General features: G+C 58.6%; 18 protein-coding genes. 11 read left to right on the top strand and 7 right to left on the bottom strand.

Annotation, left to right across the window (positions count from 1 at the left end; all coding sequences use genetic code 11):
• Positions 1–2: 2 nt before the first annotated feature.
• Entirely contained in the window at positions 3–422 is a 420-nt protein-coding gene (locus ACR0MV_RS00390; RefSeq protein ID WP_480700567.1) for an HIT family protein, read from the bottom strand.
• 290 nt (positions 423–712) lie between these two features.
• Between ACR0MV_RS00390 and ctaD the strand changes: the two genes are divergently transcribed.
• From ctaD to ACR0MV_RS00375, 3 genes are all read left to right on the top strand, one after another.
• Positions 713–2,371 (top strand): cytochrome c oxidase subunit I, encoded by a 1,659-nt coding sequence (gene ctaD / locus ACR0MV_RS00385; protein WP_480700565.1) that lies wholly within the window; start codon positions 713–715, stop codon positions 2,369–2,371.
• 164 nt (positions 2,372–2,535) lie between these two features.
• Entirely contained in the window at positions 2,536–3,135 is a 600-nt protein-coding gene (locus ACR0MV_RS00380) for a 2-hydroxychromene-2-carboxylate isomerase (protein ID WP_170421823.1), read from the top strand.
• A 44-nt stretch (positions 3,136–3,179) separates the two neighbouring features.
• Positions 3,180–3,674 (top strand): DUF2244 domain-containing protein, encoded by a 495-nt coding sequence (locus ACR0MV_RS00375; RefSeq protein ID WP_170421826.1) that lies wholly within the window; start codon positions 3,180–3,182, stop codon positions 3,672–3,674.
• Positions 3,675–3,694: 20 nt separating this feature from the next.
• Here the strand turns inward: ACR0MV_RS00375 and ACR0MV_RS00370 are convergent, their stop codons facing one another.
• Positions 3,695–4,180 (bottom strand): GatB/YqeY domain-containing protein, encoded by a 486-nt coding sequence (locus ACR0MV_RS00370; protein WP_170421829.1) that lies wholly within the window; start codon positions 4,178–4,180, stop codon positions 3,695–3,697.
• A 183-nt stretch (positions 4,181–4,363) separates the two neighbouring features.
• Between ACR0MV_RS00370 and carA the strand changes: the two genes are divergently transcribed.
• Both carA and ACR0MV_RS00360 read left to right on the top strand, forming a co-directional pair.
• A complete protein-coding gene (gene carA, locus ACR0MV_RS00365) occupies positions 4,364–5,530 on the top strand; it encodes a glutamine-hydrolyzing carbamoyl-phosphate synthase small subunit (RefSeq protein ID WP_480700563.1) in 1,167 nt (388 codons plus the stop codon).
• Positions 5,531–5,613: 83 nt separating this feature from the next.
• Positions 5,614–7,482, top strand: a complete 1,869-nt coding sequence (locus ACR0MV_RS00360) for a glycosyltransferase (RefSeq protein ID WP_480700561.1) — start codon at positions 5,614–5,616, stop codon at positions 7,480–7,482.
• Positions 7,483–7,485: 3 nt separating this feature from the next.
• Here ACR0MV_RS00360 and ACR0MV_RS00355 read toward each other — a convergent pair whose 3' ends face one another.
• Positions 7,486–8,133: a GntR family transcriptional regulator gene (locus ACR0MV_RS00355; RefSeq protein WP_170421837.1), complete on the bottom strand. Its 648-nt coding sequence runs from the start codon at positions 8,131–8,133 to the stop codon at positions 7,486–7,488.
• Between the two features lie 100 nt (positions 8,134–8,233).
• On the opposite strand from ACR0MV_RS00355, the gene ACR0MV_RS00350 reads away from it, so the two are divergent.
• From ACR0MV_RS00350 to ACR0MV_RS00340, 3 genes are all read left to right on the top strand, one after another.
• A complete protein-coding gene (locus tag ACR0MV_RS00350; RefSeq protein WP_480700559.1) occupies positions 8,234–8,878 on the top strand; it encodes a pyrimidine 5'-nucleotidase in 645 nt (214 codons plus the stop codon).
• Positions 8,879–8,964: 86 nt separating this feature from the next.
• Complete coding sequence (locus tag ACR0MV_RS00345) at positions 8,965–9,213, top strand: hypothetical protein (protein WP_170421843.1); 249 nt, start codon at positions 8,965–8,967, stop codon at positions 9,211–9,213.
• 76 nt (positions 9,214–9,289) lie between these two features.
• A complete protein-coding gene (locus tag ACR0MV_RS00340) occupies positions 9,290–10,486 on the top strand; it encodes a UbiH/UbiF family hydroxylase (RefSeq protein WP_480700557.1) in 1,197 nt (398 codons plus the stop codon).
• Positions 10,487–10,496: 10 nt separating this feature from the next.
• Here the strand turns inward: ACR0MV_RS00340 and ACR0MV_RS00335 are convergent, their stop codons facing one another.
• Entirely contained in the window at positions 10,497–11,624 is a 1,128-nt protein-coding gene (locus ACR0MV_RS00335) for an aminotransferase class V-fold PLP-dependent enzyme (RefSeq protein ID WP_480700555.1), read from the bottom strand.
• Positions 11,625–11,856: 232 nt separating this feature from the next.
• On the opposite strand from ACR0MV_RS00335, the gene ACR0MV_RS00330 reads away from it, so the two are divergent.
• Positions 11,857–12,558 carry a GntR family transcriptional regulator gene (locus ACR0MV_RS00330; RefSeq protein WP_170421854.1) on the top strand — a complete coding sequence of 234 codons (702 nt, stop codon included), beginning with the start codon at positions 11,857–11,859 and terminating at the stop codon, positions 12,556–12,558.
• Between the two features lie 6 nt (positions 12,559–12,564).
• Here the strand turns inward: ACR0MV_RS00330 and ACR0MV_RS00325 are convergent, their stop codons facing one another.
• Both ACR0MV_RS00325 and ACR0MV_RS00320 read right to left on the bottom strand, forming a co-directional pair.
• Positions 12,565–13,023, bottom strand: coding sequence for an Lrp/AsnC family transcriptional regulator (locus tag ACR0MV_RS00325; protein WP_480700553.1), 459 nt, complete (start codon positions 13,021–13,023; stop codon positions 12,565–12,567).
• A complete protein-coding gene (locus ACR0MV_RS00320; protein ID WP_480700551.1) occupies positions 13,020–13,475 on the bottom strand; it encodes an Lrp/AsnC family transcriptional regulator in 456 nt (151 codons plus the stop codon). The genes ACR0MV_RS00325 and ACR0MV_RS00320 overlap by 4 nt, the downstream gene beginning before the upstream one ends.
• Positions 13,476–13,607: 132 nt before the next feature.
• Between ACR0MV_RS00320 and ilvC the strand changes: the two genes are divergently transcribed.
• Together ilvC and ACR0MV_RS00310 are read left to right on the top strand one after the other, a co-directional pair.
• Complete coding sequence (gene ilvC, locus ACR0MV_RS00315) at positions 13,608–14,630, top strand: ketol-acid reductoisomerase (protein WP_170421863.1); 1,023 nt, start codon at positions 13,608–13,610, stop codon at positions 14,628–14,630.
• A gap of 72 nt (positions 14,631–14,702) precedes the next feature.
• Positions 14,703–15,605: a DMT family transporter gene (locus tag ACR0MV_RS00310; RefSeq protein WP_480700549.1), complete on the top strand. Its 903-nt coding sequence runs from the start codon at positions 14,703–14,705 to the stop codon at positions 15,603–15,605.
• Here ACR0MV_RS00310 and glmM read toward each other — a convergent pair.
• A complete protein-coding gene (gene glmM, locus ACR0MV_RS00305) occupies positions 15,602–16,945 on the bottom strand; it encodes a phosphoglucosamine mutase (protein WP_170421869.1) in 1,344 nt (447 codons plus the stop codon). The two genes, ACR0MV_RS00310 and glmM, sit on opposite strands and share 4 nt — an antisense overlap.
• Between the last annotated feature and the right edge of the window lie 17 nt (positions 16,946–16,962).

The raw sequence follows: 16,962 nt of genomic DNA, 5'->3' as shown, positions 1-16,962 counted from the left end.
GACTAGTTCAACGCGGCTTTGATCTTTTCTGCGTGTTCGGCGATCAGATCAAAATCACCCATCGTTCCCGGCGCTCGGACTGCAACACCGTCGTGGCGCGGCAGCACGTGGAAATGCAGGTGGAACACTTCTTGTCCGCCTGCGGCTTCGTTGAACTGCTGGATCGTGACACCATCTGCGTTGAATGCCGCGACAACGGTCTTGGCCATTTTCTGAACTGTCGCCATAACCGCCGCCAGCTCCTCGGGCGACGCATCCAGAATGTTGCGACATGGCGTTTTGGGGATCACCAGCAGATGGCCGTCCGCGCGTGGCATGATGTCCATGAACGCCAGCGTATCGTCATCTTCGTACACGCGGGTCGAGGGGATTTCGCCGCGAAGAATTTTGGCAAAGATGTTTTCGGAATCGTAGGCGGTCATATCAGTTCTCCGATTGGAATGTTGCCGACAGTTCTGCGGCGCGACCGGGCGTGGGTCAAGCAAGGAAGGCATCCTATTGCCCGCCCTCTTGAAATCCGAGCACTGATACCCAGATGAATGCCGGATTTGATCTGTTTTTTGCGCGTCACCCTCCTGCCCGCGACAATTATTCTTGATCCAGATCAAACTCGATCATTGCAGGCGTCTCTTTCGCATTCTAAAACCAGCAGGAATCCCGCGCGCTGGAGAGGTCTGGCTGCGCGGTGCAGTTGCAACAGGAGGCACCTATAATGGCAGACGCAGCCATTCATGGTCACGACCATGAAGACCAGCGCAGTTTTTTCCAGCGCTGGTTCATGTCGACCAACCACAAGGATATCGGGATTCTGTACCTGATCTTCTCGGCACTTGCCGGTCTGATCTCGGTTCTGATGACTGTCTACATGCGGCTTGAACTGATGCACCCCGGTGTTCAGTACATGTGCCTTGAAGGCTTCATGGCCGATCCTTGTACCCCTAACGGACATCTTTGGAACGTTATGATCACCTATCACGGTGTTCTAATGATGTTCTTCGTGGTCATCCCTGCCCTCTTCGGCGGATTTGGCAACTATTTCATGCCGTTGCAGATCGGCGCGCCGGATATGGCGTTCCCGCGGATGAACAACCTGTCCTTCTGGCTGTACGTCGCTGGTACGTCGCTGGGTGTGGCCTCGCTGCTGAGCCCCGGTGGTAACGACCAGCTTGGTTCAGGTGTTGGCTGGGTTCTGTATCCGCCGCTGTCGACGACCGAAGGCGGCATGTCGATGGACCTTGCGATCTTTGCCGTGCACGTATCGGGCGCCTCCTCGATCCTCGGCGCGATCAACATGATCACCACCTTCCTGAACATGCGTGCCCCGGGCATGACCCTGTTCAAGGTGCCGCTGTTCAGCTGGTCGATCTTCGTCACTTCGTGGCTGATTCTGCTGTCCCTGCCGGTTCTGGCGGGCGCAATCACCATGCTGCTGATGGACCGCAACTTTGGTTTCACTTTCTTTGATCCGGCCGGTGGCGGTGACCCGATCCTGTATCAGCACATCCTGTGGTTCTTCGGCCACCCGGAAGTGTACATCGTGATCCTGCCCGGCTTTGGTATCATCAGCCACGTCATCGCGACCTTCTCGCGCAAGCCTGTCTTTGGCTACCTGCCGATGGTTTGGGCGATCATCGCAATTGGTGTTCTGGGCTTTGTCGTGTGGGCGCACCACATGTACACCGTTGGCATGTCGCTGCGTCAGCAGGCCTACTTCATGCTGGCCACGATGGTTATTGCGGTTCCGACCGGTGTTAAGGTCTTCTCGTGGATCGCGACCATGTGGGGCGGTTCCATCGAGTTCAAAACTCCGATGCTGTTCGCCTTCGGCTTCCTGTTCCTGTTCACCGTTGGCGGTGTGACCGGCGTTGTGCTGTCGCAGGCAGGTGTGGACCGTGCTTACCACGACACCTACTACGTGGTTGCGCACTTCCACTACGTGATGAGCTTGGGGGCGGTCTTTGCGATCTTCGCGGGCGTGTACTTCTACTTCTCGAAAATGACGGGTCGTCAGTACTCGGAATTCTGGGGCAAAGTTCACTTCTGGCTGTTCTTCATCGGCGCCAACCTGACCTTCTTCCCGCAGCACTTCCTGGGCCGTCAGGGCATGCCGCGCCGTTACATCGACTATCCCGAAGCGTTCTCTCAGTGGAACTTCGTCTCGTCGATCGGTGCGTTCATCTCGTTCGCCTCGTTCCTGCTGTTCTTCGGAATCGTGATCTACGCCCTGCTCCGCGGTGCGAAAGAGACGCGTCCGAACCCGTGGAACGAATACGCGGACACGCTGGAATGGACCCTGCCCACCCCGCCGCCAGAGCACACGTTCGAGCAGCTGCCAAAGCAGGAAGACTGGGACAAAGGCCACGCGCACTGATCCCGTCGCACGCAAAACAAATCAAAGCCCCGCCAAGTGCGGGGCTTTTTTCTTGGAACGCAATGATCACGAAAGTTCGGCGCTTACCAAACAGCAAGCTCATTCGGCAATTTGGCCATTTTAGGGTATCATGCTCATGGAAACTCTGAGATCGGAGTGAACAGATGCCCGAAATTGATTTTTGGTATTCCATCGGCAGCACGTACAGCTTCCTGACCATCATGCGGCTGGATGACTGGTGCAAGGAACATGACGCTACGGTCCACTGGCGACCGTTCAACGTGCGCACCGTAATGTCCGAACAACAGAACATTCCCTTTGCGGGCAAGCCAGTTAAATCCGCATACATGTGGCGCGACATCGAACGGCGTGCGGCCAAGTATCACCTGCATGCCAAGCTGCCCGCGCCCTACCCGATCTCGGATCTCGCGCTTGCCAATCAGGTGGCCGTGCTGGGCATGATGGATGGCTGGGGAAAGTCGTTTACCCAGAACCTGTACCGCATCTGGTTCGAAGAAGGCATCGAAGCCGGCAGCGAAAACGCCGTATCCGAAGCTTTGCACCGATGCCAGCAAGATCCGCGCCTGACGCTTGCCCGCGCGCGTAGCCCTGACACGATCGCCTTGCTTGAGGCCGAAACCGAACAGGCGACTCGGCTGGGCGTATTCGGTGCCCCCAGCATGGTTGTGCGTGGCGAAGTCTTCTGGGGTGATGATCGTCTGGACGATGCGTTGTCCTGGGCCAGGGTTGGCCACGTCACCTGATTTTTCCTGTTAGACACGTGCGCCCGTTGCGCTAATTTCGCCCCATGCCATACCGATGGAATCACACCTCAAGTTCCGAGCAAGAGTTGCGCCTTTGGCCCCATAACTCTCTGCCCCCACGCTGGGCCATGCGTGTGGTGTTTTCGGTGTTCCTTTTTGGCCTGATCCCTCTGATGGCGGTGCTTGGCTCGGTTCTGCTGTGGGGGCTGCTGCCATTCATGCTTCTGACCGTTTTGGGCCTCTGGCTGGCGATCCAGTCGAACTACAAGGCACGGAGTGTGTTCGAAGTGCTGACCCTGACCGGCACACAGGCCCATCTTGTTCAGCACCACCCGCGGCGCGGACCGCAGGAATGGTCCTGCAACCGCCACTGGGCGCGCCCTGAAATGCACGAGCACGGTGGTCCCGTCCCTCACTACGTCACGCTGAACGGTGGCGGTCGGGAGGTCGAGATCGGCGCTTTCCTGTCCGAAGAGGAGCGGATCGCGCTTTACGATGAGCTCACAAAAAAACTGCGCGAACCCGTCGCGCAGCTTTAAGCTTCAATCAGTGAAACGGATTAGCATCCGCCGTTTGTAGCAGCGCAGAGCTGATCTTTGACCATCGGCCCGACTTTGCCAAAATCCATCTGGCCAGTGTAACGGGTTTTCAACTCGCCCATTACTTTGCCCATATCGCGGATCGACCCGGCGCCGGTGGCCGTGATCGCGGTCTGAATGGCCTTGGACACCTCGTCCTCGTCTAGTTGTTTGGGCAGGAATTCCTCGATGACCTCAACCTCGCGCAGCTCCCGCTCGGCGAGATCCAGGCGTCCGCCCTCTTCATAGGCGCGAGCGCTCTCTTTACGCTGCTTGGTCATTTTCCCAAGAATTTCAAGCACCTCGGCATCGCCGCAGCCCTTGGCCTCTTCGTTGTTCGACGCGCGCGAAGCGATGTCACGGTCCTTGATTGCAGCATTGATCAGGCGCAGCGTCGACAAACGCTCGGCATCCTTGTCTTTCATTGCTTGCTTAAGGGCTGTGTTCACCCTTGATCGCATATCCATATGTTCTGTCCATCCCCATGGCAAAGGAACCCTGAACATATCGAAACAAAAAGCGCGATACAACAGGGGCCGCATGTGGCTAAGCTATTGAAATATAACAATAGCCCAAAAATTGAACACACTTGACCCAGCGCGATAACCCCCTTAGGTATGCGCCGATTTACCCTGCAGGAGAGTCGCGCAATGGCCCAGAACGCCCCGTCCAAGCCCACCGCATGTCTGGCATTGGCCGACGGTACATTGTTCTACGGAATGGGCTTCGGCGCTACCGGTCAGACCGTCGCCGAGCTGTGCTTCAACACCGCGATGACAGGTTATCAGGAGATCATGACTGACCCCTCTTACGCGGGCCAGATCGTAACCTTCACCTTCCCTCATATCGGCAATGTCGGTGTGAACCCCGAGGATGACGAAACTGGCGATCCAGTTGCGGCAGGTATGGTGGTCAAATGGGACCCGACCGAGCCCTCGAACTGGCGCTCGGCCGAGGAATTAAAGACGTGGCTTGAACGCCGCGGACGGATCGCCATCGGCGGCATCGACACCCGCCGCCTGACCCGCGCGATCCGTCAGCAAGGCGCGCCACATGTGGCACTTGCGCATGACCCCGATGGCAACTTCGATATCGAGGCGCTGGTTGCAGCCGCCCGAGGTTTTGCCGGTCTGGAAGGTATGGATCTGGCCAAGGATGTTACCTGCGCCCAAAGTTACCGCTGGGACGAGATGCGTTGGGCATGGCCCGATGGCTACCAGCGCCAGGAAGCTCCGGTGCACAAGGTTGTCGCCGTCGATTTCGGTGCCAAGCGCAACATCCTGCGTTGCCTCGCCTCGGCAGGCTGCGATGTTACGGTCTTGCCCGCGACGGCCACCGCTGCCGAAGTGTTGGCCCACAATCCCGATGGAGTGTTCCTGTCCAACGGCCCCGGCGACCCGGCTGCCACAGGCGAGTATGCCGTCCCGATGATCAAAGAGGTTCTGGACACCACCGACCTGCCGGTCTTTGGTATCTGTCTGGGTCACCAGATGCTGGCGCTGGCTTTGGGCGGTCAGACCGTCAAGATGAACCACGGCCACCACGGCGCCAACCACCCGGTCAAAGACCTTGAGACCGGCAAGGTCGAGATCACCTCGATGAACCATGGTTTCGCCGTGGACGCTCAATCGCTGCCCGAAGGTGTGAAGGAAACACATCGCTCGTTGTTTGACGGCTCGAACTGCGGCATCCGCATGACCGATCGCCCTGTGTACTCGGTTCAGTACCACCCCGAAGCCTCGCCCGGCCCGCAGGACAGCTTTTACCTGTTCGAACGTTTTGCCGAGGCCATGGCAGGCAAAAAGGCACAGGCTTAATCGCTTCATCGTTCAGAGTTAACCTGCTGTTAACCCTAATTGAGCAACCCTGACGCCCGGGTTTCCGCGTCAGGGTTTTTTTTATGGTTGAACATAACCTGCAGCGTTTCGCGCGTGCCGCGCCGATTTCTGATCGGACGCGAAAACCCCTTGGCACCTGCCTGGTCGAACAGGGGTGCATCACCCCGGACCAGCTGGAAAAGGCCTTGCGCCTTCAGGCCAGGCAAAAGGCACCGCTGGGTGAAATCCTTGTTGGCGAGGGGTGGATCGGCCGCTCCGAGGTGATGGAGGCTCTGGCAGAGCGGACCAGCCTCCAACGCGCCGACCTGATCAATATAGCACCTGAGCACGCCCTAAGTGATCTTAAGCCGGTTGAGTTTTGGCTGGAACACAATGTCATCCCTTGGCAGCGTATCGGCCCTATCCTACTGGTCGCAACGGCTCACCCAGACCGTTTCGCGGCAGTACGCGCAGCCCTGTCCGAGACCGAGTTTACTGTTACACCGGTGCTGACCGATCCTAGCCAGATTGATCAAGCGCTGTCGCAGATGTTCTCGGACACCCTGGTCAGGGCGGCAGAAGCGCGGGTCGAGCCGGATCAGAGCTGCCGGTCCTGGACCCCTACCGCGCGCGTTGGACCGGTCGTCGCCCTGTCGGGTCTGGTTTCCTTTTTCGTCGCTTTTCCCATCAGCGGGTTGACCGTTCTTCTATTTGCAGCGGTTTTGTCGCTGCTCTTGTTCATGGCCCTGCGTTTGGCTGGTCTGGTGTCCTACGTCATAGGCAGGCAACGAATGCCACATGCCGCTGCTCCTGTTCCCCTCCGCCTGCCCCGCGTGTCGATCCTGGTGCCCTTGTACAAGGAACGGGAAATCGCGGGGGCGCTGATAAAACGCCTGCAACGTCTGACGTATCCCAAGGCTTTGTTGGACATCATTCTGGTGCTGGAGGAGGCGGACGAGGTCACACGTGCCACTTTGGAGCAGGTCGCGCTGCCCAGTTGGATGCGAACAATTGAGGTGCCCGAGTTGAGCGGGCTGACCACTAAACCTCGCGCGATGAACTACGCGCTGGATTTTTGCCGAGGTGACATTCTGGGTGTCTGGGATGCAGAAGACGCGCCACAGCCTGATCAAATCGAACGTGTGGTCCGACATTTCGCACGGGTCGGTGACGATGTTGTCTGCCTTCAAGGCGTACTCGACTATTACAATCCGCGCACCAACTGGAGGTCGCGTTGTTTCACCATTGAATACAACAGTTGGTTTCGGGTCGTCCTACAGGGCATTGCGCGCATGGGCCTGGTTGTTCCATTGGGCGGAACGACTTTCTTTTTTCGCAGGGACAAGTTGCTGGAACTGGGCGGCTGGGATGCCCACAACGTCACCGAAGATGCGGATCTGGGCGTGCGCCTCAGCCGCGCCGGATATCGGACCGAGATGGTCGATACCACGACCTACGAAGAGGCGAACTTTCGCGCCTGGCCATGGGTCAAACAACGCTCACGCTGGCTCAAAGGGTTCATGGTGACCTATCTGGTTCACATGCGCGCACCACTGCGCCTGCTGCAGGACCTTGGACCAAAGCGGTTTCTGGGTGTTCAGGCGTTCTTTCTGGGTACCATTGGACAGTTCCTTTTGGCTCCGGTTCTATGGTTGTTCTGGTTGGCGACGCTGGGCTTACCCGGCCCCTTTGACCCAATCTTACCCAATTGGGCTTTCCATGCGCTGATCGGTCTTTTTCTGGCGGCCGAGATCACTAATCTGGTTGTCGGGATGCTGGCGGTGTCAGCCCGCGAAAGACGGTTTCTAATGCCGTGGGTGCCCACAATGCCACTGTATTTTCCGCTGGGTGTGTTGGCCGCGTACAAAGCCCTGTGGGAGCTGGCAAGCAACCCGTTTTATTGGGACAAAACCCAGCATGGTCAGGCCAGTGAAGAGATGCATATGCACTGACGCTCAATTCTCGCGTAGCACAGCGTCCTGTTTCAAGCGGGTCATGAACGCGACCGAGATATGATCCTTCAGCGCACGTTCAGCAGCAGCTTCATCCCGCGCAGCAATCGCCTCAACGATGCCCTTGTGTTCGCTCTGCGCGATCTCACCGCGCCCCTGCACCGCAAGGGAGGTTGTGGCCATCAAGGCCATCGTGCGGTGTACAAGATCCAACTGCTGCACCAAGTACCGGTTATGCGAGGCCAGATGGATCTGCTCGTGAAAGCGCCGGTTGGCTCGTGACAACGCAGTCGGGTCATCAACCAGCGCATCATCAGCGGCGACCATATCCTGCAGAACCTTGATCTCTTCTTCCGTGGCGTGTTTCGCCGCAAGCTTAGCCGCCAAGCCCTCAAGCTCGCGCCGAACCACATACAGCTCGGCCATCTGGTTATGGTCCAACGAGGCCACGATCAGTGACCGACCATCCCGTTCCAGAAGGGACTGCGTCTCCAACCGCTGCAGGGCTTCACGGATCGGCGTACGCGAGACGCCAAAGCGCTCGGCCAGCTCGCTTTCGACCAGTCGATCGCCGGGCTTGTAAACACCTACGTCAATTGCTTCGAGAATAAGGCTGTAAGCGTCTTTGTTGGTCTGTCGGGACTGCGGCATGGGGTGTTTGTTCTCCTCGTTCGGATATGTCTATCCGCCTCAGCGCCCCGCAATCAAGTGCAGCATTGAAAACCGGTGCTCAGCGCCCTAAACCCACATCATGGTCAAACCTTCCTTTTCGCACGTCACCCAATGGGTGTTCGACCTCGACAACACGCTCTATCCACCTCAAATGCGCCTGTTCGATCAGATCGAGGTTCTGATGACGGATTACGTGGTGCAGGCCATCGGCGTAGACCGGGCCGAAGCGGATCGCTTGCGCACGCACTACTGGCGGGAATACGGCACCACCCTGGCCGGGTTGATGGCCGAACATGACCTGGACCCCGATCCCTATCTGCACGCCGTGCATCAGGTGGACATGAGCCACATGGACCCTGACGCTGCCCTTGCTGATCACATACGGTCCCTGCCCGGTCGTCGCATCGTCTATACTAACGGAAGCGCGCCCTATGCCGAACGGGTGCTTGCGGCGCGCGGGTTAACAGGCCTGTTCGATGCCATCTACGGTGTGGAACACGCAGGATACCGCCCCAAACCTGAGAAAGCCGCGTTCGAGGCCATTTTTGCACAGGATGGAATCGACACTGCCCAAGCCGCAATGTTCGAGGACGAGCCGCGAAATCTGGCCGCCCCTCATGAGATGGGAATGCGCACGGTTCACGTCGCGCCCGAGCCGCATGAGGCCGATCACATCCACCATCACACCGACGATCTGACTGCGTTTCTGGCCCGCCTGCGATAGGCTGTCACACTGCGACGATCTGCACATTCTGCGGGTGCAGCATCGTCCCTATATGCGCCTTGCGACGAACAGAATCGGAGAGACCCATGAGCGCGATCGAGATGCCCGGACGCCTGCCCATCTGGCAGCGTCTTTTGTTTGCAATCCCTCTGTTTGGATGGATGGCCCGTGATGCCGCCGAAGCTAAGGGCGAAGACTGGGGTTACACTGCGGCGGCAATTTTCAGCATGTGGGGCTGTTCGGCCCTTCTGTTCGGCTTGCCGGGTCTGTACATCCCTGCCGTGATGATGGTGCCGGTGATGTTCCTGATCCTCATCCTGATTTCGCGCGGCTAAAGCACGGGACAGGATGTCACTTGGCACCGGCGGCGGAACCGCACTAGGTTCTGCCCAACACGCGGAGGCCAAGGTCATGAAAGACAGCTGTGACATCCTTATTTCCGGCGGCGGAATCGCCGGACTGACTGCTGCGGCGGCCTTTGGAACGGCCGGATTCGACGTCGTCTGCGTCGATCCGACCCCACCAATTACAGAGCGTGACGTTGACGGGTCCGACTTGCGGACCACGGCCTTTTTGCAACCTGCACACAGCCTCTTGGAGCAGTGTGGCTTGTGGCAACGGCTGGACGAACACGCGGCCCCGCTGCAGATCATGCGCATTGTGGATGCAGGCGGCGATGTACCTGAGCCCCGTGTCGTGCGGGATTTCAACGCAGCCGATATCTCGGATCAGCCGTTTGGCTGGAACCTGCCCAACTGGTTGCTGCGGCGCGAGATGGTGGCGCGGCTGGCCGAGTTGCCCAACGTCGATTTCCGCCCCGGCACCGCAACCGTCAGCCTGTTCACCCGAACCGCCGAGGCTCGTGTAGGCCTGAGTGACGGCAGCCGCATTCGCTGCAAACTGGTGGTGGCCGCGGACGGGCGCAACTCGCCCATGCGCGAGGCGGCGGGGATAAATGTTCATACCACCCGATACGGCCAAAAGGCGCTGGCCTTTGCGGTTACGCATCCAATCCCGCATGACAACGTCTCGACCGAGATCCACCGTTCGGGCGGGCCATTCACTTTGGTTCCCCTGCCTGACTGGCAAGGGCAGCCGTCTTCGGCGATCGTCTGGATGGAACGCGGCCCCCGTGCGGTGGAACTGCTGAACACCGAACCAGAGGCGTTCGAGGCATTGATGACTGAACGGTCCTGTGGGTTGTTCGGGCCATTGAAACTGGCCTCGCGCCGGACCATCTGGCCGATCATCAGCCAGTCGGCGGACCACCTGTCGGGTGAGCGGGTCGCCCTTATGGCCGAGGCCGCGCATGTTGTGCCCCCCATCGGCGCGCAAGGCCTGAATATGTCGCTGGGTGATCTGCGCACTCTGCTGGATCTGGCGCAGGCGCGGCCCGAAGATCTGGGCGATGCGCAAATGCTGGATGCTTATCACAAGGCCCGCCACACCGAGATCGAGATGCGTGTCAAAGGCATCGACCTGCTAAACCGCGCCTCGATGATCGAGGCACGGCCTTTGCGGGACGTGAGGGCAATGGGACTGAACGCCCTTTATTCCTTGCCGCCCGTGCGCAAGACGCTGATGCAGATGGGCCTCGGCGTTCGCTGAGGCCCTAGGATTACAGAACCTGATCCAATACGCGCTTCAGCCGCGCGATCGTGCCTTCCACGTCATACAGCTTGTCCAGTCCGAACAGGCCAAGACGGAAGGTGCTGAAACCCTCGGGCTCATCACATTGCAAAGGCACACCAGCGGCGATCTGCATGCCCAGGGCCGAGAATTTTTTGCCGTTCTGGATTTCGGGGTCCGCTGTATAGCTGACCACCACGCCAGGTGCGCCGAACCCGTCTGCGGCGACCGAGATAATTCCCTTGTCTTTTAGCATGGACCGAACGCCATCCCCCAGTGCCCACTGGGCCGCGCGCAGCTTCTCGAACCCATAATCGCGCGTCTCAATCATCGTATCCCGGAAGGCCTTCAACGCATCTGTTGGCATGGTCGCGTGATACGCATGCCCGCCGTTTTCGTAAGCCTGCATAATCTGACGCCATTTCTTCAGGTCGACCGCAAAGCTGTCCGACTCGGTTTCCTGCAGCCGAGCCTCAGCCCTTTCGGACAGCATGACCAGACCCGCGCAAGGCGACGCGCTCCACCCCTTTTGCGGGGCCGAGATCAGGACATCCACGCCGGTGACCTTCATATCTACCCAGGCACATCCGGATGCGATGCAATCCAGAACCATCAATGCGCCGACCTCATGGGCTGCGTCAGCCATCGCGGTGATGTAGTCGTCAGGCAAAATAACCCCAGCCGAGGTTTCCACATGAGGGGCAAACACAACATCCGGGCGCTGTTCTCGAATTGTGGCCACGACCTCTTGGATCGGAGCTGGTGCAAAAGGTGACGGGCTGGAATTGCCGGTTTGGCGGGCCTTGAGAACCGTGGCAGAGGCCGTAAGGCCGCCGGTTTCGATGATTTGGCTCCACCGATAGGAAAACCACCCGTTCCGCACGACCAAAACATTCGCGTTGCGCGCGAACTGTCGGGCGACAGCTTCCATCCCGTAAGTGCCGCCGCCCGGGATGACCGCCACGCCGTCGGCATTGTACACGTCCTTCAGCAACTCTGAGATGTCGCGCATCACTTGCTGAAATTGCACCGACATATGGTTCAGAGAACGATCCGTGAAAACGACTGAGAACTCTTCGAGCCCTGAGGGATCAACTGTATCCAAAAGCGCTGGCATTCTTGTGTCCTTTCAAATTTTCACAAAGGGCTAAACGACCGGGATCACTGTGTCGAGGTTCGTACTGAACGTCAAAAATTGACCTAAAGGAACCCTGAAAAATCCAACTTAAGAGTCAATTTTATGCTCGCTTTTGACAACAAATGACGCCAATTAGTGTCAGCACCCTTTACACTTTGACGTGTTTCTGACCAGATGAGTTCACTTTGCGGAAGAAAAGGTATTTCAGCACGTGAATGCGCATAAGCGGATCAGCTTTCAAGTTGTAAGAGACGAAGTCAAACGCCGAATCGAAAGTCGAGTTTGGCCCCAAGGGTCTTTGCTGCCGACGGAAACGCAGCTCGCGGAAGAGTTCAATTGCGCCCGTGCGACGGTAAATCGGGCGCTGCGCGAGTTGGCCGAACAAGGGTTTGTCGAGCGAAAGCGAAAAAGCGGGACGCGGGTCAAGAAAGAACCCAGCAAGCATGCAAAACTTGAATTTTCGCTTGCGCGTCAAACCGTTGAGAACCAAAACGCAACCTACCGATATGCGCTGGTCGAGCGCAGCGTGGTTGCAAGCCCCGGCTGGTTGGCCTCGCAGATCGGAGTGGACCCCGATATTCGTGTCCTGCATGTGATCTGCATGCACTATGCGAATAACCGGCCTTTCCAATTGGAAGAACGCTGGATCAATATTGACGCCGTTCCCGAGGTCGAACACGCCGACCTTAGCAACCACGGGCCGCATGAGTGGTTATTGAACGCCGCCCCGTTTACCGAAGCCGAAGTCGCCTTTTGCGCGATCTCTGCCGATGGGCGCCTTGCGGAATTCATGGGAACGACCGCTGGTACCTCGATGATTCAGTTGGAGCGGACCACCTGGAAAGACAGCAAACCGCTGACCTTCGCACGAATGACGCACCACCCCGGCTACTGCATCCGTACGCGGTACTAAATCCGCCTATCCGATTGGGCCGGGCAGTCGTTCTTCGCTCAGCAGTACGTTGGCTTCGACATCCCCTGCTCCGGGCAGCGTCATGATCCTTCGGCGCAAAACGCGCTCGAAGTCGGACAGGTCACGCGCCACAACCCGCAGGCGATAGTCGTACAAGCCCAATACGTGCTCAACCGTTTGAACTTCGGGAATGGCGCTGACGGCGCGCTCAAAGTCTTCCAGACTGACTTGCCCTTTGCGCGCCAGTTTTACGCCCAGAAACACAGTGACCCCGAAACCCAAAGCCTCGGCATTCAGGCGCAGCCGACGTCCCTTGATGATGCCCGAGGTCTCTAGGCGCCGAATGCGCCGCCATGTCGCCGGTTGCGACAATCCCAGTTTGCGACCCAGTGCCCCCGCACTTTGCGACGCATCCTGCGCCAAGGCACACAGAATTTTGCGATCCAGATCATCCAATTCGGTCATACTGGTAAGACCTCCTCACTTTTGACCCGGGCGATGTGCATCAGGGCCTCGATATCAGCGATATGCGGCAAGGTCAGGATACGGTCGCGATACAGCTGCTGGTAATGGGACATATCCCGCGCCAGAACCGACAAGCGCACATCAACACGGCCCAGAAAAGTCTGCAATTCGATCACCTCGGGCACTTGCCGGGCGGCGGCAGTGAATTCGTCAAAGGCGCGCGATTGTGTCTTGTCCAGCGTCACGCGTAACGAGACTTCGACCGCATATCCCAAGGCGGCCCAATCGATCACGACCTCCTGCCCCTGGATGATCCCTGCGGCCTGCATCTTTTCAACCCGGCGCCAGCAAACGCCCTGACTGATCCGGCACCGTTCGGCCAGTTCAGCCGCCGACAGGCTGGGATCGGCCTGGAAGTGGCGCAGGATTCGGCGGTCGATATCATCAAGCATGATTTTTCCGTCTTTTGGTCACTAGGCGAATTATTCTTCACCTTTTTTGCAAATACGCAAGCAGGGCGCTATCGCCAATACCACGAAAGGCGGGTAGAACCCTCGGCAATCTAACCAAAAAGGACCGGCGACATGCGCGTTTATTACGATCGCGATTGCGACATCAACCTGATCAAAGACAAGAAAGTAGCGATCCTGGGCTATGGTAGCCAAGGCCACGCTCACGCACTGAACCTGCGCGACTCGGGCGCGAAGAACCTTGTCGTCGCTCTGCGCGAAGGCTCCGCATCGGCCAAGAAAGCCGAAGCCGAAGGTCTGCAAGTCATGGGCATCGCCGAAGCAGCGGCCTGGTGCGACGTCATCATGTTCACCATGCCCGACGAACTGCAGGCCGAAACCTACAAGAAATACGTACATGACAACATCAAGCCGGGCTCGGCCATTGCCTTCGCCCACGGCCTGAACGTCCACTTTGGCCTGATCGAGCCGAAAGAAGGCGTCGACGTCATCATGATGGCCCCCAAAGGTCCGGGCCACACCGTGCGTGGCGAATATGTCAAAGGCGGCGGCGTTCCTTGCCTGGTCGCGGTAGACAGCGACGCAACCGGCAAAGCGCTGGAAATCGGTCTGTCCTACTGCTCAGCCATCGGTGGCGGTCGCTCGGGCATCATCGAAACCAACTTCCGCGAGGAATGCGAAACCGACCTGTTCGGTGAGCAGGCGGTTCTGTGCGGCGGCATCGTCGAACTGATCCGTTGCGGTTTTGAGACGCTGGTCGAAGCAGGCTACGCGCCGGAAATGGCTTACTTCGAGTGTCTGCACGAAACCAAACTGATCGTCGACCTGATCTATGAAGGCGGCATCGCGAACATGGACTACTCGATCTCGAACACAGCCGAATATGGCCAGTATGTCACCGGCCCGCGGATCCTGCCGTATGAGCAGACCAAGAAGGCGATGAAAGAGACGCTGGCCGACATCCAGACCGGCAAGTTCGTGCGTGACTTCATGCTGGAAAACGCTGTTGGTCAGCCGACCATCAAAGCAGCACGCCGTCACAACGACGAGCATCAGATCGAGCAAGTTGGTAAGAAACTGCGCGACATGATGCCGTGGATTTCCGCCGGCAAGCTGGTCGATCAGGAAAAGAACTGATCCCACCAAGCGAATGCGAAAGGGCGGCCCCAAGGCCGCCCTTTTTTGTCACTACACAAAGTCGAGACGAATATGGTCCAGCAACCCACATCCCGTGACTGGAGCGGCGTTATTGCCCTGGGCCTGATCTGGGGCGGCACCTTCATGGTCGTCGCCATGGCGCTAGAGGGGTACGGGCCGATCACCGTTGCGACTGCGCGCACAACGCTGGGCGCGGTGATGTTGCTGGGGCTGATGGCGGTCACAAACCGGAAAATGCCGACCGGGTCTGCTGCGCTTTGGACCTCGGTCATCGTGATCGGCATCTTATCGTCAGCCCTGCCCTTTGTACTGCTGAGCTGGGGCCAGCAATATGTGCCCTCGGCCTTTGCTGGTCTGTCCATGGCAGCAATTCCGCTCATGGTATTGCCGTTGGCGCATTTCTTCTCGGACGAGCCGTTGAACCTGCGGCGATTTGTGGGCGTGTCTCTTGGGTTCTGCGGCGCATTGGTTTTGATTGGCCCCGGTCTTGCAAACCTTGGTCAAGGGGCCGAGCCGCTGGCGCAGTTGGCCTGCATCGGGGCTGCCTTGTGCTATTCCTTTGCCTCGATTTTCACCCGCCAATGCCCACCCATTGATCCAGTCGTGTTGGCGGCCCTGACACTCGTCGTCGGCGCGGTGATCCTGGTCCCGATCATGCTGGCCACAGAAGGGCTGCCCACTTGGCAAGGCACACGTCCCAGCATCGCAATCATCGTGCTTGGACTGGTGCCCACAGCGCTGGCAACGCTGCTACGCGTGTCCGTCATCCGCAGCGCGGGATCTGTGTTCATGACCCTCGTCAACTATCAGGTGCCGATTTGGTCGATGGTGTTCGGGGCCTGGGTTCTGTCTGAATCCCTGCCCCTTCGGTTTTATGCAGCACTGACCCTGATCCTTACGGGACTTGCCATCAGCCAGTGGTTCAGCCTGCGAAAAATGCTGCTGGGACGTTAACCCGCGACGGCCTCGACCTCGGCGACGATCCCATCGACGACCTGGGTCAACAACGCATCATCCTCACATTCCGCCATGACGCGGATCAGAGGTTCCGTTCCCGATTTGCGGATCAGCAAGCGCCCCTGTCCGTTCAGCCGCGTTTCAGCATCCGCAATCGCAGCCTGTACGCTGGCCACCTCAAGCGGGGTTTGTCCCTCGCCGTAACGCACGTTCTTCAACAATTGCGGCACCGTTTCAAACTGTACAGACAGCTCCGAGGCCTTGCGGCCCGAAAGAACCATCTCAGCAAGGAAATGGAGACCCGCCATAAGACCATCGCCGGTGGTTGCAAAATCGCTCATGACGATATGGCCTGATTGTTCGCCACCAAGGTTAAACCCACCTTCGCGCATCCGCTCGACGACATAACGATCACCCACTCCGGTGCGTTCCAGACGCAGTCCCCGGCTTTCCAGATGACGCTCCAGACCGAGGTTGGACATCACCGTTGCGACCAGAGCACCGCCCTTCAGACGCTCTGCCTTGGCCCAGCTGGTTGCCAGCAAGGCCATCAACTGATCGCCATCTGCGACCTGGCCCTGCTCATCGACGATAACGACGCGGTCGGCGTCCCCGTCCAAACAGATCCCAACGTCCGCACCATGCGCGACAACGGTTTCTGCGGCCAGTTGCGGTTTGGTCGATCCGCAATTGAGGTTGATATTCTTGCCGTTCGGCGCGATGCCCACGGGGATCACATCGGCACCCAGTTCCCACAGAACCTCTGGCGCTGTGCGGTGCGCGGCGCCATTGGCGCAATCGACGACCACTTTCAGCCCGTCAAGGCGCAGGTCGCGCGGCAGCGAGGACTTCACCCGCTCACCATATCGAAAACGCGCATCGTCGACCCGGCGAGCGCGACCGATGTTCTTTGCCTGCGCTGGGTTTACACCCTCGTCTATTAAGCGCTCGATCTCGATCTCGGCCTGGTCCGACAGCTTATAACCGTCGGGGCCAAAGAACTTGATGCCGTTATCTTCGGCCGGATTGTGACTGGCCGAGATCATGATCCCCACATCCGCACGCATCGATCGGGTCATCAGCCCAACTGCAGGCGTCGGCACCGGCCCCAGCAACAGCACATTCATCCCGGTCGAGGTCAGTCCGGCTGTCAGAGCGTTTTCCAGCATGTAACCAGACAGACGGGTGTCTTTGCCGATTACAACCCGGTGCACATCAGATTGATCGCGACGGAAGTAGCGGCCAGCCGCAGCACCTATACGCAGTGCCATCTCGGCCGTGATCGGATGGGTGTTCGCGGTGCCCCGCACCCCGTCGGTCCCGAACAGCTTGCGCATGGTATTACTCCGTCATT

Source organism: Ruegeria sp. BC3 (assembly GCF_056539265.1).
This window is presented reverse-complemented; position numbering and strand designations above follow the sequence as displayed.